Source organism: Nocardia coffeae, from assembly GCF_019890715.1.
GTDB lineage: Bacteria > Actinomycetota > Actinomycetes > Mycobacteriales > Mycobacteriaceae > Nocardia > Nocardia jiangxiensis.
Window position 1 is genome coordinate 580,905 of record NZ_JAINZY010000001.1, and the last position, 18,157, is coordinate 599,061.

The following is an 18,157-nucleotide window of genomic DNA, read 5'->3' on the forward strand; positions in this document are numbered from 1 at the left end:
GGGTCAGCCCTCCTGAGGTGTCTGCGCCGGAGTCTCCGCCACAGCGGTGGCGGCGCGCCCGGCCTCGGTGCTGGTCGCGGTGGTACCGGACGAACCGGACCGACGCGGACGGTTCGGCCGCTCCCGACGCTCGCGACGCTCACCCGACGGAGCAGCGCTGGCCGTGACCTCACGCTTGCCACCGACGATGTCGCCCTTGTAGATCCAGACCTTCACACCGATGCGGCCGAAGGTGGTCCGAGCCTCGTACAGGCCGTAGTCGACGTCCGCACGCAGCGTGTGCAGCGGAACGCGACCCTCGCGGTAGAACTCCGAGCGCGACATTTCCGCGCCGCCGAGGCGGCCCGAGCACTGCACGCGGATGCCCTTGACGTTCGGCGAACGCATGGCCGACTGGATGGCCTTGCGCATCGCGCGACGGAACGCCACACGGTTCGACAGCTGCTCGGCAACACCCTGAGCAACCAGCTGGGCATCGGACTCGGGGTTCTTGACCTCGAGGATGTTCAGCTGAACCTGCTTCTTGGTGAGCTTCTCCAGCTCGGCGCGAATGCGGTCGGCCTCGGCTCCACGACGGCCGATCACGATGCCCGGACGCGCGGTGTGGATGTCCACCCGGACGCGATCACGAGTGCGCTCGATCTCGACCTTCGAGATGCCGGCCCGCTCCATGCCCGTAGCGAGCAGCTTGCGGATCGCGACGTCTTCCTTCACGTAGTCCGCGTACTGCTTGTCCGCGTACCAACGCGACTTCCAGTCGGTGGTGATACCGAGGCGGAAGCCATGGGGGTTGATCTTCTGTCCCATTTACTTAGCCCCTCCCTTCCGGCGGCTGCGAGCCGGGGCGGCGCTGGCGACGCTCTCGACCTCGATGGTGATGTGGCTGGTGCGCTTACGAATCCGGAACGCACGGCCCTGGGCCCGCGGCTGGAAGCGCTTCATGGTCGCGCCCTCGTCGACGAACGCGGTCGAGATGACCAGCGTCGCCGGGTTCAGGCCCAGGTTGTTCTCGGCGTTGGCCGCGGCCGAGGCCACGACCTTGGCGACCGGCTCGCTCGCGGCCTGCGGCGCGAACTTCAGGATGTTCAGCGCGTCCTCGACCCGCTGGCCACGGACCATGTCCACGACCCGGCGCGCCTTCATCGGCGTCACGCGGACGTGCTTGGCGGTCGCGCGTGCGGTCGGGTTCTGAGTTTCAGTGCTCATCGCCGCTTGCTCTTCCGATCTTCCTTGACGTGGCTCCGGAACGTGCGGGTCGGTGCGAATTCACCGAGCTTGTGCCCGACCATGTTCTCCGACACGAACACCGGCACGTGCTTGCGGCCGTCGTGGACCGAGAACGTGTGGCCGATGAAATCGGGGATGATGGTCGAACGCCGCGACCAGGTCTTGATGACCTGTTTGGTGTTCTTCTCGTTCTGGACGTCCACCTTCTTGAGGAGGTGTTCGTCGACGAACGGGCCCTTCTTCAGGCTGCGTGGCATGTCTTAACCTCCTCTTAGCGCTTCTTGCCGCGACGGCGGACGATGAGCTTGTCGCTCGGACGGTTGGGTTTACGAGTACGGCCTTCCGGCTGACCCCAGGGCGAGACCGGGTGGCGACCACCGGAGGTCTTGCCCTCACCACCACCGTGCGGGTGGTCGACGGGGTTCATCACGACGCCTCGGACCGTGGGGCGCTTGCCTTTCCAGCGCATGCGGCCGGCCTTGCCCCAGTTGATGTTCGACTGCTCGGCGTTGCCGACCTCGCCGATGGTGGCGCGGCAGCGCACATCGACGCGGCGGATCTCACCCGAGGGCATACGCAGGACGGCGTAGGCACCTTCCTTACCCAGCAGCTGGATGCTCATACCGGCCGAACGGGCCAGCTTGGCGCCGCCGCCGGGACGCAGCTCCACCGCGTGCACGGTGGTACCGGTCGGGATCGAGCGCAGCGGCAGGTTGTTGCCGGGCTTGATGTCCGCACCGGTGCCGGACTCGATGCGAGTGCCCTGCGTCACGCCCTTGGGAGCGATGATGTAGCGCTTCTCGCCGTCCGCGTAGTGCAGCAGCGCGATGTTGGCGGTGCGGTTCGGGTCGTACTCGATGTGCGCGACCTTGGCCGGCACGCCGTCCTTGTCCAGCCGACGGAAGTCGATCAGACGGTAGGCGCGCTTGTGGCCGCCGCCGCGGTGCCGAGTGGTGATCCGGCCGTGCGCGTTACGACCACCGGACTTGCTCAGCGGACGCAGCAGCGACTTCTCCGGGGTGGAGCGAGTGATCTCGGCGAAGTCCGAGACGCTCGCGCCACGACGGCCCGGCGTCGTCGGCTTGTATTTACGGATTGCCATGAGTTCTTCTCTACTTTCTGGATTCTCCGCCGCTTACGCGACAGAGCCTCCGAAGATCTCGATGGGCTTGCTGTCGGCCGAGATGGTCACGAGCGCGCGCTTGGTGCTCTTGCGCTGGCCGTAACCGAAGCGGGTCCGCTTGCGCTTGCCCTGACGGTTGGCGGTGTTGACGCTGGTCACCGTGACGCCGAAAACCTTCTCGACGGCGATCTTGATCTGCGTCTTGTTCGAGTCCGGGTGCACCAGGAAGGTGTAGGTGCCTTCCTCGATCAGTCCGTAGGACTTCTCGGAGATCACCGGCGCGAGCAGGATGTCGCGGGGGTCGGCGATGGTGGTCACTTGCTCTCCTCCTGTGCAGCTTCGGCGGGGCCGTGCACGAAGGCGTTGAGCGCCTCGACCGAGAAGATCACGTCGTCGCTCTTGAGGACGTCGTAGGTGTTCAGCTGGTCGGGAGCGATCGGGTGCACGCCCTGCAGGTTCGCCACGCTCTTCCACGCGGTGGCATCCTCGCGGCCGACGACGACCAGGATGTTCTTGCGCTCCGACAGCTCGGCCAGGAAGTTCTTGGCGGTCTTGGTCGAAGGGGTCTGTCCCGCAACGAGTTCGGTGATCACGTGGATCCGCTCGCTACGCGCCCGGTCCGAGAGGGCGCCACGCAGTGCGGCGGCCTTCATCTTCTTGGGCAGACGCTGCGAGTAGTCGCGCGGCTGCGGGCCATGCACGGTGCCACCACCGGTGAACTGCGGCGCGCGGGTCGAACCCTGACGGGCGCGGCCGGTGCCCTTCTGCCGGTACGGCTTCTTGCCACCGCCGCGGACGTTGCCGCGGGTCTTGGTCGCGTGGGTGCCCTGGCGAGCCGCGGCCTGCTGGGCCACGACGACCTGGTGCATCAGCGCGATGTTCGCGGTGACGTCGAAGATCTCCGCGGGGAGCTCGACTGTGCCGTTGGTCTTGCCGCCCGGCTCTTTGACCGGAAGCGTCAGGTTGGTCTTGGTCTCGGTGCTCATGCCCGCGCACCACCCTTCACTGCACTCTTGACGATCACGACGCCGCCCTTGCGGCCCGGGATCGCACCCTTGATCAGCAGCAGGCCGTTCTCGGCGTCCACCTTGTGGACCGAGAGGTTCTGCGTGGTGACGCGGTCGCTACCCATCCGGCCCGACATGCGCATGCCCTTGAACACACGACCGGGAGTGGAGCAACCACCGATCGAACCCGGGCGACGGTGCACGGCCTGCGCACCGTGCGAGGCGCCCTGGCCGCGGAAGCCGTGGCGCTTCATGGTGCCGGCGAAGCCCTTGCCCTTGCTGGTGCCGGTCACGTCGACGTAGGCGCCCTCTTCGAACACCTCGGCATTGAGTTCCTGGCCCACCTCGAAGGTCGAGGCGTCGGCCACGCGGATCTCGGCGACGTGGCGGCGCGGGGTGACACCGGCCTTGGTGAACTGGCCGGACTCCGGCTTGTTCACCTTGCGCGGGTCGATGGCGCCGAAGGCGAGCTGAACGGCGGAGTAGCCGTCGCGCTCCACGGTGCGGATCTGGGTGACGACGTTCGGGCCCGCCTTGACGACGGTCACGGGAACGACGCGGTTCTTCTCGTCGAAGACCTGGGTCATGCCGAGCTTGGTGCCCAGGATGCCCGCGGCCGGACGGCTCTTGTTGTCAGTCATATTCGAAGTCCCCGTCACTGAATGTTGACGTCGACGCTGGCCGGCAGGTCGATGCGCATGAGCGCGTCCACCGTCTTCGGCGTCGGGTCGAGGATGTCGATCAGCCGCTTGTGCGTACGCATCTCGAAGTGCTCGCGCGAGTCCTTGTACTTGTGCGGCGAACGGATGACGCAGTACACGTTCTTCTCGGTCGGCAACGGCACCGGCCCGACGACGCGGGCACCGGTGCGGGTCACCGTCTCGACGATCTTGCGCGCAGATGCGTCGATCGCCTCATGGTCGTAGGCCTTGAGCCTGATGCGGATCTTCTGTCCCGCCACGCTGAGTGTCCTTTTCTCCGCTTTCGTCGTGATCCGGGAGTCACCTCCCGAAGCACCCTCATTTGCATGCCCGAACCTACGAAGACAGCAGACGCATCCGTACTTGCCCCGACCGGTCTCGACCGATCCATCGCCGCTGTTCATCTGTCATGGTTCTTCCGGTACACGCGGTCGGGCGTGTCGCCTTTCCGCTCATTCTTCGGCCCCGGATGAATCTCCATGGGGCCGGTAGAACGCTGTCCCGGACGTATCCGCGCCGGACTCGACACCGATACTGAATGGGTACTGCCCGCCTCCACCGATCGGGCTTGGTATCAGCGGTTTTCACCACGGACACACGCCACCCGGTGCAGGCAACCCGACAAGTATGCACGAGCCCGGCCGCCGACTTCAAATCGGGGTCCTGTGAGAACCACGACCCCCGTCGGCGGCGCGAGCCCCTGCTCAAATGCTCAACGGCAGCTTACCCGGACGCAGCCTGCGCCATACCACCACGAGGAATATCACCAGCCCGGCCAGTGGCAGCAGGCCCAAGGTCCAGCTCAGCGGCAGCGGCGGGCCGGGTTGATCGAGGACCTGCACGCCCGCCAGCGCGCCCTCGCCGCGCCCCTGCGGGCCGTCGATGACGAAGGTGAAACCGTAGTCGCCGGCCGCGTTGAGCGATTTGACGTCCAGACCCCAGGAATCGCGTTTGCGCGGATGCCGCACCAACGGTTCCACCCGGCGCGTCGCCCGGCGATCCGGGCCGTTGATCTTCAGGGTTCCGGATTTGTCGGCGATGCCGCCGTCGGGCAGGAAGGTGAAGTCCAGCGACTGCATGGCCCGGATCGGCCAGGTGGTGAAGCCGACGGTGACACCGTACGGCCCGACCTGGACTCGTTCGGTGTGCACGATGTTCACCGGCTGATAGGCCGCGGCCGGACCGGCCGTGAGCAGCCCGAGAGTGGCCACCGCCAGCAGTAGTGCCGCCAGACGGCGCGCGGAGATACGTGGCATCACAGGTTCTCCCGCGGTGCCAGGGTGCGCAGCATGGCGGCGAAACGTCCGCTGAGGAATCCAGCGGCGAGTCCGAAGGGGATCCCCAGAACCGCGATGATGGTGAACATCGACGCACCGATGTGCGCGATCGGATCGGTCAGGATCGTCTGCAGCGGCAGGCCGACGCCGAGGATGACCCCCGCGACCACACCGGTCGCCAGCAGCGTGCGGTGCGGATCCAGATTCCGGGCCCTGGCCAGCGCGAACATCCCCTCCACGGCGACCGCGGCCACGATCAGGAACATCGGCATGATGCTCGGGAACGAGGGCGGCAGCGGCAGCAGCCCGTCGCGCAGGGGCAGGCCCACGGCCGAGGCGTACACGTGCGCGGCCCACGGCGAGAACCACCACAGCAGCCCCTGCGTCACACTCATCGCCACCCCGATGGCCAGCGCGGATCCAGCCCGCCCGAGCACGACCGCGCCCATGATGAGCAGCATCGGCGCGAACAGCACGGTGGCGGCGACCATCGCGTCGACCGGCAGCCGCAGATTGTTCAGCCCGTCGGCGGGGATCGGGGCGTAGGAGATCAGCAGCACGATCGCGAACACCAGCCCGATCCGGCCCCACAGCTCGTCGCGATGCGCGGAGAACACGATGATGCTGCCGATCATGGTCGTCGAGATCGACAGGAACAGCGCCACGTGCGAGGGGGTGTTGAGCACCGCGTCGAATCCGTAGATCGAATGCCATTCCAGGTCGAACAGGCCGTAGAGCAGGAACAGTGCCGCGCCCGCGCCGGAGACCATATAGCCGATCGGTGCGGTGAGCGTCCCGCCGAAGACCCGGATCGGAGTGCCGCCCGCGCGTGGCGTCTCGCGTCCCGCCCGCTGCGCCGAGGTCGTCAGCACGACCAGGGCGAGACTGGCGAATCCGGAGATCGCGCTGCCGGAGTAGAGGAACAGATGCGGCAGGGTGAAGAAGGTGTCCGGCCCGACGTCGTTGTGCCACTGGATATCCCAGCTCGTCCCGACCGTGGTGACGATGACGCCGAGCAGCACGACCCAGGCCCCGGCCCGTGCCGCCGTCCCGGTGGCGTCGGCCACGGCGATCGGGCGGGTGCGCACCGATCCCTCGCCGCCGCGCGCCGCGTCGAACGGTATCGAAGTACTCACCGCGTCTCCCCCGTCTGCTCCGGCGATCCGGCCGGTCGCCGCCTGTGCTCACCCATCGTGATCCTCCCTTCCGGTGCTGCCGCACCGCTGTTTCTCATCCGCTGATCCACAGCGGTACGGACAGTTGGTCGGTCGCGCCGCCGACGACGATGGACAGCCGCAGCTCCCACGGCCCGGTCATCATGAACGACACGTCCGGTGCGCGATAGCGACCCGCACCACTCGCCGACGCGGTGACGGGCGCATCCGAATACCCCATCCGAGGTTCCACCGCCTGCACCCGGACCACGGCGCCGTCCACCGACCGTCCCGCCCGATCGGTGAGCTCGATATCGATCCCGGTATCACCCATCCGCGAGCTGCCCAATGTCACAGTGACGATGTGATCCGCTGTGCCGCTGTGCATTACGAGATGCCCCGGCGGACTCGGCCACAGCAGCCATCCGATCAGCGCAACCAGCGCGATCACGAGTGCGAGTACCCCGCCCACTCGTAGTGTCCGGGCACGCGAACCGTGGGTGACCGGCTCTGCGGTAGTCATCGCGCCACCCCCGCTGCCACATCGAGAACGACCGGGATGGTGAGCACGGTGTAGTTCCGTTCGACCTGGATCCACACGCGATAGTGGCCAGGGGCCGGGAAGGTGTACGTGAACGGGACCGCCGGGCCGTAGGCGGCCACGGTTTCGTCGGGTGCGCTGTCACCGTTCACCGGGAGCATCAGCATCGAGCCGCCGGGATTCGTGGTGTTCATGCCCGGACTCGGAGCACTGGTCACCGAGCCATCGCTCATACCCGGCATCGACGAACCGGTCGAGTCATGGTCCATCCCAGGCATATTCGGCATCGGCGGAGCGCTCGTGGCACCGTTCGTTCCCGACATCGACATACCGCCCATGGAGTGTGCGTGACCCCAGACCTGGGCGTTCTGCACCGCGGTGCCGATGTCGGCGTCCGAATCGGGCAGCGGGCCGGCGACGATCATGTGCCCGACCATGCCGAGCCAGGGTTGCAGGTCGGACGCGTTGCCGACAGTTGCGGTGAGGGTGATGGGCGCACCGGCGGTCGCGGCCGTGGTGGTCACGGCGATCGGGGTGCCCTCGACAGCGGTCGACGCGGCCGTCGCACCATCACCCAGGTGGACCGGATTCGCGGTGTGCGCCGGGGACGTATTGCCGGTCGGCCCCGGCGCGACGGTGAAACCGCTTGCGGCGCGGACCATTTGCACACCTCCGCCGCGCCGCGCAAGTTCGCCGGACAGCGCGTAGCGCCCGGCCTCGGGCGGGGTGAGATGAATCCGGAAGTGGCCGGGCACGATTCGGATCGGATGCAGATGCCAGAGTTGCCCGCTCGGGCCGATCACCAGCAGGTGGATCAGCGCGCTGTCCTCGATGATCAGATCGTCGACGGCTGCGCCGGTGGCCGCATCGGTCAGGTTCAGGTCCAGATCGCCGGGCTGCCCCGCGGTCAACGGCGCACCGCCCAGACCGAGCATCACCGGCGGCCGGGAGAAGTCCGAAATCAGCGGCTGCCCAAGGGCATACGGGTTGCTCACAGTGTCCACGTCGGGGTCGAGCTGCACGCCGGGCTGCGGCGGCAGCGGCAACGAGGCGGACAGCACCGCGGCGGTGATCGCCACAGCCAGACCCGCCACCATCCCCCCGGCAGGCAGCAACGCCCACGCGCTGCGCCGAGCCCGCACCGCCACCAGAATCGAAACCGGAAGCAGCACACCGGCGGCCAGGAATCCACCGTAGACGAAACGTTCCGGCGGCGTAGTCAGCTGTTTCGCCACGACGAACGGAATCCGCGCAGTCTGCTGCCCGTCCCCCACGGCCAACTCCCAGGGCCCCGCCCGATCCACTCGCAACGTCGTCGAGTACATCCCCGGCGCGGCACCCAATTCCACCGCCCCCCGATCGGTCGGCGCACCCGGTGCGGGCGACGACGCCGACGACGAGGCCCCGGTGGGCGTCACGGCCAGCGTCAGTTTTCCTCCCGCGGTCCCCGCATGCGTAACCACCTCCACCTGCAAGGGCCCCGGCACCGACGTCACCCGCCGCAGCACAACGGTCAATTCCCGATCCCCCAACGTCTGCGCAACGGACACATCCCCGCCCGCCGAAGGCGCATCAGCAACCGCAGGCGCGAAATCGACCAGCCCCACCAGCAGAAGTACCCCCACCAGCACGACCAGACGACGCCGAACCTTCCGCCCAACAGCCATCACACGCCCATCGTAGAAACGCCGACCCCCGATTCCATCACCTCGCAAGCTGATCCCGCCTCCCCCACACGGGTGATGCCTCACGAGAAATCCACGAGTATTCCCCGGCCCATTCAGCCGCGCGTCGTGTTCGCCGCCCCGCCCGCCCGCTAACTTACTTTCGAGTAAGATATGGGTATGACGAACGAGACCGCCACCTTCCGCGGCTGGAAGAAGCTTCCCGACAACCGCATCGGGCATGCGCTGTTCTCTCTGGGCATGATCGCCCGCGTGCCGTACTTCGGCACCGTCGTGCCGAACGTCGTGCGTCTCGAACCAGGTGTCTGCGAAGTCACCGCCCCCAAATGGTTCGGCATCCACAACCACCTGGGCACCTTCCACGCGATCGCCGCCTGCAACCTCGCCGAAGTAGCCATGGGCATGCTCAGCGAGGCCACCGTCCCCACCACCCACCGCTGGATCCCCAAGGCCATGAACGTCCAGTACCTCGCCAAGGCCGAATCCGGCCTCCGCGCCGTCGCGAAACTCCCCGAGATCCCCGACTTCACCGCGATCACCGAAGGCCGCGACCTCACCGTCCCCGTCTCGATCTACGACAAACACGGCGTCGAGGTCGTCCACGCGGACATCACCACCTGGATCACCCCGAAGTAATCGGCGCGAATTCGGTGCTGGGTCGGTTCGTCGTTGCCGATAGCATCGTCGGTTATGGGAGAGCAGGGGAACTCATCCACTGCGGGGCAATCGGTTTCGGTTGTTCGGCGAGGATGTCGCCGCCATCGGACGTTACGTCTACGGTGCCGCAGAGAATTTGCGGTCCGCGTTGAGCGCGGTGAACCGCGAAGTCGACGCACTGGCGTCGGGAACGTGGACCGGCACTGCGGCAACAACATTCGGTCAGGGCTGGGACGAGTGCCAGGACGGCGGCGGCAAGATCATCGATGCGCTGACCGCGATGGCCGAGAAGCTCGGTGTCACCGCAACGAACTTCCACGCCCAGGACACCCGAACCTCCACCGCCATCTCTAGTCTGGATCTTCCCTGATGAGCGGTATTTTCGGCGTCGATCTCGAACATCTGGATCAGGTCGTCGCCCGCCTCAGCGGACTGGCCGGATACCTCACCGAAACCTTCGACGAGATCGACCGCCGCGTCAAAACTCTCCAGAACGGCGCCTGGGAAGGCGTCGCCGCGCAGGCATACGCCGAGGCCCACACCCAATGGCTCACCGGGGCACAAGAATTCGCTCAGGACGTCACCGACGCGACCACCGCCGCCCGCGAAGCACACGGCCACTACACCCGGGCTGTCGATACCAACGGCACGATGCTCAACGGCTGAACCTCGTGACCACACTGAAGGTCGACCCGGACACCTATTACAACGCCGCCAAGAAGCTCATCCTGCTCGCCGACCAGGCAATCCTGCCGTTCATCGCCCTGCACAACAACCTGCACGACAACGGCGGCATGGCCGGAAATTACCAGGGCGTCGAGTCCTGGACCTCCCCCTACGACGCCCAGGCACAGGACTTCCACCAGGCATACATCGCATATGTCAACGCACTCAACCACTTCGGCGACATTCTCAACGCCACCGGATACAACTGGGACATCGGGAACTACAACGCCGACAAGCCGACCGTAGCCACCGAACTCCTCGTCAAACCCAACCTAGCGACCCCACCCTCGGCCAAATCGGCGAATACCGCACCCGGGCTGGACGAGGGCCCGCTGCACGGCCTACTCGCCAAGATCACCCACCCCGTCCCCAACGGCGACCTCGGCAAACTGGCCGCCGTCCACAGCACGTGGGACAACTTCGCCAAGCACAACGCGGTGACCAGCGCGCAAGGCACCATCAAACAACTCATCGACACCTTCACCGACCAGGGCACCGTCGACCCCCACCTGCCCTCGCATCCAGGAATACCTCACCAACCTCTCCACCGCCGCCGGCAACCTCGCCCAGGCATCCACCGCCATCACCACCGCGGTCGCCAACCACCACGACCAACTCTCGACCCTGCGCGACAGCATCCGATCCGATCGCACCCGCGCTCTCATCGCCATCGGCGCCACCGTCGTCACCGCGGGACTGCTCTGGTGCCTCACGGTCGTGGCCACCGACGGCGCAGGCGCAGCCGCCACCGGAGTCGAGGTCGACGCCGCCATTGCCGCGACCGAAGCCGAAATCTCCACCGCCGCAGCCGCAATCACCAGCGACATAGCCGCCAGTACCCTCCCCGCCCTCCTCGCCGACGGCGCCGAAATATTCAGCGGCATAGGCCAATTCACCAAGGCCGACGCCCAGATCCTCGCCATCCAAGCTTTGGTCGTCGCGATGGCATCCGGTGACAGCACCGAGGATGAGAAGGACCGCAAACAGAACCCTCAAGGGCCCGGCGAGTCCGAGGTATGGAAGAATTTCAAGCCATATCGCGGGCGGACAAAACGAATGGAAAGAACGGAAAGTCACGCGAATACTACAGATATACAAGCCCGCAGTTCCAGGTCGAACGATCACAGTGGGGTAGAAATGTCACCAGAACTTCGACGGCATTCTTGCGAGGGAATGGACGCGTGGCTCGGCGATGACTCGATACCAATCGGATACGACCCGAAGTTTCGTGAATATTACATCAGCATACCTGAGCAGGAAAGCCGGATCGTAATAAAGCATTGCCCTTGGTGTGGCGCGCTACTACCTACGAGTCTGCGCGACGAATGGTTCGATCGTATTTTCGACATGGACCTGGACGGCCCCGAGGATGCACGTATCCCTCAGAACATGCAATCGGATGCATGGTGGTTCGAGACTTCACCACAGTGAGGTCATTCCCGACCCATGGCGATAACATCGCGGTGAGCAGCGGCACGCACGTCTTCAGGGATGAAGGACAGCGAAATCATGGGTGAGCCATCATCTTTCATCGAGACGCTACGACATGCGGGAGACATCGAGTGGTTTCGCCATGCAACCGCAGTCGGCGATGCAGGCCAGCCGACACTTCCCCTCGTTGTTTGCCATTTCGCGGAACCTCGACCGCAGTAGGTGCTGGAGGAACTTCGAAAGCTCACCGAAGCGAGTGCAAGTCGGATCGAATGGACAATCGATGCGACCCGGAGAAATTGGGTTCTGATTCCCGCCCGCACATCGAAGAAATAAACCGCACGCAGCCACCCCTGACTGATCGCGAAGCAATCCGAAACCTGATGCAGACCGACCAGGAATTCTGCCGCCGTGCCTCCGAAGATTTCGCACGCATCGCAAACGGCCTGGCAAAAGCAGTTTACCGACGACTCAGATAACGAGTGGTCGACAACTGGACCGAGTTGGATCGCCGTTGAGCAGCCCCCCCCCCCCCGACGGCCGTAGTGCCCGCAACCCTCCAAGCTATTAATCGCGCCCCGGCGGCCAGTTGCTTAACGCCTGGTCCGCGACATCGTGGAGTTCAGCGGCGGCGACTCCGGTGGCGGCTTGGACGGCGATGCCGAAGGCGACGGTCATGATGTAGCAGGACAATTGCCGTGCATTGGCGTGCGGAGGGAGGTCGCCCTCGTCTATGGCGCGTTGGAATCGGTCCTGTAGGTGTTGGCGGGCGGTTTGTCGCCATTCCACGAGCATGGCGCGGGCGGGTTCGCCTGCGTCGCCGGATGCCAGAGAGCCTTGTACGCCAAGGCATCCCGAAGGGTGGCCGGGGCCTGTGGTGGTTTCCACCGCACCGTGCAGGAAAGCGGTGGCTACCGCTGCGGCGGTCTTTTCCTGCATTGCGCGCAGGCCGTAGGAGGCGGGGCCCTCGGTGTAGCGGTCCAGGGCCTTGCGGAAGAGCTGCTCCTTGTTGCCGAATGCTGCGTACATGCTGGTTTTGGTGATGTTCATGGCGTCGGTCAGGTCGGTGAGGCTGGCGCCTTCGTAGCCGCGCGCCCAGAAGACCAGTAGGGCGCGTTCCAGCGCTTCGTCGGCGTCGAAAGCACGCGGACGTCCGAGGGGGGCCTTCTCCCGGTTGCTCACATCCTCGATCATAACCTTTCTGTACCGCCCGGTACCAATCTGCTACGGTGCTATCGGTACCGATTGGTACAGATATACGGAAGGGTGCGTCATGGCGGGACAGTTGGAAGGCAAGACGGCGGTCGTGACCGGCGGCAGCAGCGGTATCGGCCGGGCCGCTGCCGAGCGGTTCGCAGCGGAGGGGGCGCACGTATTCGTCACCGGGAGAAGGGCGGACGAACTGCACGCGGTGGTCGAGACGATCGGATCGGCCACCGCCGTTCCGGGCGACATCTCGAATCCGGCCGACCTCGATCGGCTCTACGAGGCCGTCGCGGCGCGCGGGAAAGGTCTGGACACCTTGTTCGCCAACGCGGGCGCGGGATCCTTCGCGACGCTCGAACAGACCACCCGAGAGCACTTCGACGCGGTCTTCGACACCAACGTCTGGGGCACGCTCCAGACCGTGCGCAAGGCTCTGCCACTGCTCAACGACGGCGCGACCGTCATCGTGAACACTTCCGTCCGCGCCGACGACGGCATGGCGGCGTTCGGTGCGTACGCGGCATCCAAGGCCGCCTTGCGCTCCTACACCCGCACCTGGGCCACTGAACTCGAGGCACGCGGCATCCGGGTCAACGCCATCGCCCCGGGCACGATCGACACCGCCGCGCTCGCCACGGTAGGCGGCCCGGAGGACGCCGACGCGGTCAAAGCCGGGTTCGCGGCGAACGTTCCGATCGGCCGGATCGGCACGGCAGCGGAGGTCGCCGGGGCCGTCATGTTCCTGGCCTCGGCGGACAGCAGCTTCATCGTGGGCGCGAACATCTACGTCGACGGCGGTGAGAAGCAACTCTGAGCCGCACGACGATTCGGTGGCCGACACGCGGATGCCGCCCGACCCCGCACGGCTGATTGAATGAGAGACATGAGTGGTCAGCGTGTCGGGGAGGCGGATCTCTGCGTGGTGGGGTTGGGGCCCACCGGGCGGGGGCTGGCGCATCGGGCGGTGCGGGCCGGGATGCGGGTGGTGGCGGTGGATCCGCGGCCCGAGCGGTTGTGGCCGCCGACGTTCTCGTGCTGGATCGACGAGTTGCCGCAGTGGTTGCCGCACAGCACGATCGCACAGCGGATCGAGGCTCCGACGGTGTGGACGAAGACCGCGCATCGGATCGAGCGACCGTACTGCGTGCTGTCCAAACCCGGCCTGCGCGACGCGCTTCCACTCGACGACGCGACCGTGCTGACCGGGCGGGCGACCTCGGTCGGCGCGCACCGCGTCGAACTCGACGACGGCACGATCATCACGGCCGCAGCGGTTTTCGACACCCGCGGGCTGCCCTCGCCGGGTGCGCGCCGGACCGCGAGTGCGCACGGCATCTTCGTCGACGCCGAGCGGGCCGCGCCGATGGTCACCGATGGTGAAGGGCTGCTGCTGGATTGGCGCGCGGAGAACGGGGCCGGGCCGGACGAGCCGCCCTCGTTCCTGTACGCGGTACCGCTCGGCGACGGCACGGTGATCTTCGAGGAGACGAGCCTGGGGCTGCGCGGCGGCATGCCACAGCGCGAGTTGCGGCGACGCACGCTCAACCGTCTTGCCGCACACGGGATCACACTGCGCGGTGATGAACCCAGCGAAGCCGCGCACTATCCCCTGGACCAGCCGCCGCCCGCGATTCGCGCCGCCGCGCGGGCCGCGGATGCGGTACCGTTCGGCTCCCGCGGCGGAATGATGCACCCGTGCACCGGATACAGCGTGGCGGATTCGCTCGCCCTGGTGGACACCGCGATCGATGCGTTGCGCGCGGGCCGCGACCCGGTCCAGGACCTGTGGCCGTGGCAGGCACGCCTGGTCTACTGGATGCGCGTGCGCGGGATCTACGGACTCGGCAGACTCACCACCGCCCAATCCATCTCGATGTTCGAGGCGTTCTTCACCGCCTCACCTCGCGAGCAACACGCGCTGCTGTCCGCGCACGCGGACTACGCTCCCCTGGCGACGGTCCTGTTCATGACCGTCGCCCGCACCTGGCCGTTCCGCTGGCGCTACGACCTGGTCGGCTGGACCAACCGGAATCGTTGGGTCGGTTACGAATACGCGCCCGCCGAGACCCGCACGCAGGCCGCGGTCGACGAAATCTGAAGCCCTTGCCCGCGGCTCACACCCAGTTCTCGATCCAGTACTTCCAGATGACCGGCGCGTAACCCGCCAGCGGCGGCACGCGAATATCGGTGCCCGCCAACGCGGCAGTCGTATTGCGGCAGTCGAACCAGCAGCCGAATTCGTTCTGCTCGAGCACTTCTCGCGGCACGCCCAGATGCGGGAGCACCGCGCCGACGCCCGGCAGCCGCACCATCATGTCCAGGGTCTGCCGGGGCATGACCTCCACCAATCGGGGAGCGCCCGCCTCCTGCGCGAACAGATTGAGTACGTCGGCGGCACTCTGGCGACGCGGGTCGACCAGGTGATAGGTGGTCCCGCCGGCGACCGGTCGATGCACGATGTGCCCCAGCGCCCGGACGACGAAATCCACTGGCACCATATTGGTTTCGCCCAGTTTGGGCACCAGTAGCGGCAGGATTCGCGGTAGCTGGGCGGCCATCCGCAGCAGCCGGAAGAAGTAGTACGGCCCGGTGATCCGATCGATCTCGCCGGTGCGGGAATGGCCGACCACGATCGAGGGCCGATAGATGTGCCAGGGCACCGCCGAACGTTCGCGCACGACGCGCTCGGCCTCGAAGGCCGCCCGCTGCGGCGCGGTGGGCAGCGCCTGCCCCACGTCGAACATGTCCTCGCCGAACAGCCCCTTCGCCGTCCCGGCCACCTCCACGGTCGACATGTGGTGCAGCGCACCGGCTTCCAGCTGTTCGGCGAGATCCACCACGTTGCCGGTCCCCGCACCGAGCCCGGCCGCGTCGAAGCCGACGGCCAGGTGAATCACGTGATCGATCGAACCGCGGTGCGCGGCAATCCAACCGGGATCGAGGCCCAGTGCGGGTGCGCCCAGATCCCCGCGCACCCGCCGAACCCGCTCGCCCGCACCCCACTCCCGCGCACACCGATCGAACCGGTACGCCGGGTCGGCCCCGGGTCGCACCACCACATGAATATCACCGCTATGTTTCAGCAACTCTGGGACGAGATACCGACCGATACACCCAGTTGCCCCGATAACCAGGTAATTCATGCGTTCACAGTAACGCCCGCCCGCCCGTGCACCTCATCCGCGTGTTGCACATGATTCGCCCGATCACGAACCGGACGTCCAGTCCGAAAGTCCGTCCGGTTCCGCACTACTCGGCGAAAACCGCCTTGCGCTTGGTGAGCATGGCGGTCGCGCCCTCCATGAAATCGGGCGACTGGAGCAGTTCGGACTGCCCGGTCTTCTCGGCCGCCAGCGCGGCATCCAACGAGGTCAGCGAGGCATTGTTGAGGGCGCTCTTGGTGAGCTCGAGGGCGCGGCGCGGGCCGGTGGACAGTTTCGCGGCCGCCGCCTCCACCTTCGCGTCGAGCTCCTCGGCGGACAGCACGCCGGTGACCAGGCCGTGGCGGACCGCGTCGGCGATCGGCAGCCGCTCACCCAGCAGCGCCATCTCCGCGGCGAGCGGACGTCCGGCCGCGGCGGCGACCATGGCCGCCGCGCCGCCGTCGGGCATCAGGCCGATGTTGATGAACGCCAGCAACAGGTAGGCGTCCTCGCTCGCATAGGTCAGGTCCGCGGCCAGGGCCAGCGCCACGCCGACGCCCGCCGCCGCGCCGCGAATCCGCGCGATCACCGGCACCGGTGCGTCGACGATGGCCTTGACCAGCCGGTTCGCCGCATCCATGGTCATCTCGGGAGTGACGCCGCGCTGCGCCTCGGATACCGCGCCGGACAGATCCGCACCGGTGCAGAAATCCTCGCCCTCGCCGGTCAGCACGATCGCGCGAACCGTGCGATCCTCGACGACGGCCTCGAACGCGTCACCGAGCGCGACCATGGTGTCGTAGTTGATGGCGTTCTTGCGCTTGGGATTGGCGATGGTGACACGCAGCACCCGGCCGTCGTGGACGACACGCAGGCCTGTCGGGGCGGTGGTCTGCTCGACGTTGCTCATAACAACTCCCAGGTAGGCCGTCGACGCTGGCGGCGGCGCGAGAATGACGGTTAACATTGCGAATTGTGGTTAACTTAGGTTGAGTGGTGCGGCGCTGTCAACCAGGCGGCGGTGCGAGAGAAGGAGAGGTGCATGGTCGCGGATCCCAGCGAGTCCGGACTCGCTTCCGCGCGGGGAGACGGCACGACGGTCCGGCGACGGCCGAAGAACAGGAAAGCACAAATCGTGCGCGTCGCAGCCCAGGCGTTCAGCGAGCGCGGCTACCACCCGGTCGGTGTCGACGAGATCGCGGCGGAGGTCGGCATCTCCGGCCCCGCGCTGTACCGGCACTTCCGGAACAAGTACGCGCTGCTCGTCGCCACGGCCGAGGGCGGCGCGCAGTTGCTGCTGGACGCCGCACACGCGGCCGACGATCCCACCCTCGACCCCGAGGCCCGGCTCACCGCACAGATCCGCGCGCTGGCCGAGCACACCATCGACGTGCGCCGCGGGGGCGGGCTGTACCGGTGGGAGCGCCGGTATCTCGAAACCGAGGACCGCCACCGCATCCGGAAGATCTACGACGAACTGCACAGGACGGTGGAATCGGCCATCGCCGGGCTGCGCCCCGACGACGATCCGGCCGACATCAACGTGCTCGCCACCGGAATGCTCGGCGCAATCGGCAGCATCACCCTGCACCGCACCACCCTGTCCACGGCCCGGCTGACCGATCTGCTGCAGGACATCTGCTGGTCGATCCTGCGCACCGAGTTGCCCCCGGCGCCGACCGAACCCGCACCCGAGACACCCGCGCGCGGCCTGCCGCTGAGTTCCAAACGCGAACAGCTGCTCACCGAAGCGATCCGGATCTTCGGCCGCCAGGGGTATCACGAGGCCAGCATCGAGGAGATCGGCGCGGCCGTCGGGATCAACGCCTCGAGCGTCTACCGCTACTTCCCGAGCAAATCGGATCTGCTGGCCGCGGCCTTCCACCGCACCGGCGAGCGCGTCGCGATCGCGAACTCCGAGGCGCTGGCCGAGGCGAGCAGCCGCGCCGACGCCGCACTGCGCATCGCGGACCGCTTCGCCCGGCTCACCTTCGCGATGCCCGAGATCCTCCCGGTCTACTTCGCCGAATTCTCGAATCTGCCCGCAACCGAACAACATCGACTGCGCGCGATTCAGCGCCAGAACGTCCTGGAGTGGGCGAACCTGCTCGACGGCGATCCGGCCGAGGCGCGCTTCCGGGTGCACGCCGCCATCGCCCAGGTCGTCGACGTGGGCCGCCGCCTGCGGTTCGACCGCCGCCCGGAAAGCCTTGCCCGCGTGCACGAACTCATGCGCGCGGTACTGCTGGGCCCGAACGCGCCCGCCGAGAGCTGAACCG

At 66.9% G+C, this 18,157-nt stretch carries 23 protein-coding genes; 7 read left to right on the forward strand and 16 right to left on the reverse strand.

Annotated features, from left to right (window positions below; translation table 11 throughout):
- Nucleotides 1–3: 3 nt before the first annotated feature.
- The 12 genes from rpsC to K7711_RS02425 all read right to left on the reverse strand — a co-directional run bounded on the left by rpsC (nucleotide 4) and on the right by K7711_RS02425 (nucleotide 8,697).
- On the reverse strand, nucleotides 4–807 hold the full coding sequence (rpsC, locus tag K7711_RS02370; protein WP_040818440.1) for a 30S ribosomal protein S3: 804 nt from the start codon (nucleotides 805–807) through the stop codon (nucleotides 4–6).
- A complete protein-coding gene (gene rplV / locus K7711_RS02375; protein ID WP_040818437.1) occupies nucleotides 808–1,206 on the reverse strand; it encodes a 50S ribosomal protein L22 in 399 nt (132 codons plus the stop codon). It abuts the gene before it with no gap.
- Complete coding sequence (gene rpsS, locus K7711_RS02380; RefSeq protein ID WP_025347177.1) at nucleotides 1,203–1,484, reverse strand: 30S ribosomal protein S19; 282 nt, start codon at nucleotides 1,482–1,484, stop codon at nucleotides 1,203–1,205. Before rpsS ends, rplV begins: the two co-directional genes overlap by 4 nt.
- A 14-nt stretch (nucleotides 1,485–1,498) precedes the next feature.
- Nucleotides 1,499–2,329: a 50S ribosomal protein L2 gene (gene rplB, locus K7711_RS02385; RefSeq protein WP_067666856.1), complete on the reverse strand. Its 831-nt coding sequence runs from the start codon at nucleotides 2,327–2,329 to the stop codon at nucleotides 1,499–1,501.
- A gap of 33 nt (nucleotides 2,330–2,362) precedes the next feature.
- Complete coding sequence (gene rplW, locus K7711_RS02390) at nucleotides 2,363–2,668, reverse strand: 50S ribosomal protein L23 (protein ID WP_040818433.1); 306 nt, start codon at nucleotides 2,666–2,668, stop codon at nucleotides 2,363–2,365.
- A complete protein-coding gene (gene rplD, locus K7711_RS02395; protein WP_040818432.1) occupies nucleotides 2,665–3,336 on the reverse strand; it encodes a 50S ribosomal protein L4 in 672 nt (223 codons plus the stop codon). Before rplD ends, rplW begins: the two co-directional genes overlap by 4 nt.
- The gene (rplC, locus tag K7711_RS02400; RefSeq protein ID WP_222964426.1) at nucleotides 3,333–3,998 is read right to left on the reverse strand and encodes a 50S ribosomal protein L3; all 666 of its coding nucleotides are present in this window, start codon (nucleotides 3,996–3,998) and stop codon (nucleotides 3,333–3,335) included. The genes rplD and rplC overlap by 4 nt, the downstream gene beginning before the upstream one ends.
- A gap of 14 nt (nucleotides 3,999–4,012) precedes the next feature.
- On the reverse strand, nucleotides 4,013–4,318 hold the full coding sequence (gene rpsJ, locus K7711_RS02405) for a 30S ribosomal protein S10 (RefSeq protein WP_003938093.1): 306 nt from the start codon (nucleotides 4,316–4,318) through the stop codon (nucleotides 4,013–4,015).
- 444 nt (nucleotides 4,319–4,762) lie between these two features.
- Nucleotides 4,763–5,314, reverse strand: a complete 552-nt coding sequence (locus tag K7711_RS02410) for a hypothetical protein (protein ID WP_235746521.1) — start codon at nucleotides 5,312–5,314, stop codon at nucleotides 4,763–4,765.
- Nucleotides 5,314–6,471, reverse strand: a complete 1,158-nt coding sequence (locus tag K7711_RS02415) for a hypothetical protein (protein WP_222964428.1) — start codon at nucleotides 6,469–6,471, stop codon at nucleotides 5,314–5,316. The genes K7711_RS02410 and K7711_RS02415 overlap by 1 nt, the downstream gene beginning before the upstream one ends.
- A 94-nt stretch (nucleotides 6,472–6,565) precedes the next feature.
- Entirely contained in the window at nucleotides 6,566–7,012 is a 447-nt protein-coding gene (locus tag K7711_RS02420) for a FixH family protein (protein WP_222964430.1), read from the reverse strand.
- Entirely contained in the window at nucleotides 7,009–8,697 is a 1,689-nt protein-coding gene (locus K7711_RS02425) for a DUF8832 domain-containing protein (RefSeq protein ID WP_235746522.1), read from the reverse strand. Before K7711_RS02425 ends, K7711_RS02420 begins: the two co-directional genes overlap by 4 nt.
- A gap of 177 nt (nucleotides 8,698–8,874) precedes the next feature.
- On the opposite strand from K7711_RS02425, the gene K7711_RS02430 reads away from it, so the two are divergent.
- The 3 genes from K7711_RS02430 to K7711_RS02440 all read left to right on the forward strand — a co-directional run bounded on the left by K7711_RS02430 (nucleotide 8,875) and on the right by K7711_RS02440 (nucleotide 10,038).
- On the forward strand, nucleotides 8,875–9,351 hold the full coding sequence (locus K7711_RS02430; protein WP_222964431.1) for a hotdog fold domain-containing protein: 477 nt from the start codon (nucleotides 8,875–8,877) through the stop codon (nucleotides 9,349–9,351).
- A 100-nt stretch (nucleotides 9,352–9,451) separates the two neighbouring features.
- Nucleotides 9,452–9,742 carry a WXG100 family type VII secretion target gene (locus tag K7711_RS02435; RefSeq protein WP_235746523.1) on the forward strand — a complete coding sequence of 97 codons (291 nt, stop codon included), beginning with the start codon at nucleotides 9,452–9,454 and terminating at the stop codon, nucleotides 9,740–9,742.
- Nucleotides 9,742–10,038 (forward strand): WXG100 family type VII secretion target, encoded by a 297-nt coding sequence (locus K7711_RS02440; protein ID WP_222964433.1) that lies wholly within the window; start codon nucleotides 9,742–9,744, stop codon nucleotides 10,036–10,038. Before K7711_RS02435 ends, K7711_RS02440 begins: the two co-directional genes overlap by 1 nt.
- 401 nt (nucleotides 10,039–10,439) lie before the next feature.
- On the opposite strand, the gene K7711_RS02445 is transcribed toward K7711_RS02440, so the two are convergent.
- Nucleotides 10,440–10,787 carry a hypothetical protein gene (locus K7711_RS02445; protein WP_222964435.1) on the reverse strand — a complete coding sequence of 116 codons (348 nt, stop codon included), beginning with the start codon at nucleotides 10,785–10,787 and terminating at the stop codon, nucleotides 10,440–10,442.
- Nucleotides 10,788–10,815: 28 nt separating this feature from the next.
- On the opposite strand from K7711_RS02445, the gene K7711_RS02450 reads away from it, so the two are divergent.
- Entirely contained in the window at nucleotides 10,816–11,529 is a 714-nt protein-coding gene (locus tag K7711_RS02450; protein ID WP_222964437.1) for a DUF6980 family protein, read from the forward strand.
- Nucleotides 11,530–12,096: 567 nt separating this feature from the next.
- Here the strand turns inward: K7711_RS02450 and K7711_RS02455 are convergent.
- Nucleotides 12,097–12,723 carry a TetR/AcrR family transcriptional regulator gene (locus K7711_RS02455; RefSeq protein WP_222964439.1) on the reverse strand — a complete coding sequence of 209 codons (627 nt, stop codon included), beginning with the start codon at nucleotides 12,721–12,723 and terminating at the stop codon, nucleotides 12,097–12,099.
- 79 nt (nucleotides 12,724–12,802) lie between these two features.
- Here K7711_RS02455 and K7711_RS02460 point away from each other — a divergent pair, with 79 nt between their 5' ends.
- Together K7711_RS02460 and K7711_RS02465 are read left to right on the forward strand one after the other, a co-directional pair.
- Nucleotides 12,803–13,549 (forward strand): SDR family NAD(P)-dependent oxidoreductase, encoded by a 747-nt coding sequence (locus K7711_RS02460; protein ID WP_222964441.1) that lies wholly within the window; start codon nucleotides 12,803–12,805, stop codon nucleotides 13,547–13,549.
- A gap of 69 nt (nucleotides 13,550–13,618) precedes the next feature.
- Complete coding sequence (locus K7711_RS02465) at nucleotides 13,619–14,833, forward strand: lycopene cyclase family protein (RefSeq protein WP_222964442.1); 1,215 nt, start codon at nucleotides 13,619–13,621, stop codon at nucleotides 14,831–14,833.
- A gap of 16 nt (nucleotides 14,834–14,849) precedes the next feature.
- On the opposite strand, the gene K7711_RS02470 is transcribed toward K7711_RS02465, so the two are convergent.
- Nucleotides 14,850–15,878, reverse strand: a complete 1,029-nt coding sequence (locus K7711_RS02470) for an SDR family oxidoreductase (protein ID WP_222964444.1) — start codon at nucleotides 15,876–15,878, stop codon at nucleotides 14,850–14,852.
- Nucleotides 15,879–15,984: 106 nt separating this feature from the next.
- The gene (locus K7711_RS02475; protein ID WP_222964446.1) at nucleotides 15,985–16,788 is read right to left on the reverse strand and encodes an enoyl-CoA hydratase-related protein; all 804 of its coding nucleotides are present in this window, start codon (nucleotides 16,786–16,788) and stop codon (nucleotides 15,985–15,987) included.
- 132 nt (nucleotides 16,789–16,920) lie between these two features.
- On the opposite strand from K7711_RS02475, the gene K7711_RS02480 reads away from it, so the two are divergent.
- Nucleotides 16,921–18,153, forward strand: coding sequence for a TetR/AcrR family transcriptional regulator (locus K7711_RS02480; protein ID WP_222964448.1), 1,233 nt, complete (start codon nucleotides 16,921–16,923; stop codon nucleotides 18,151–18,153).
- The last annotated feature ends 4 nt before the right edge of the window (nucleotides 18,154–18,157 follow it).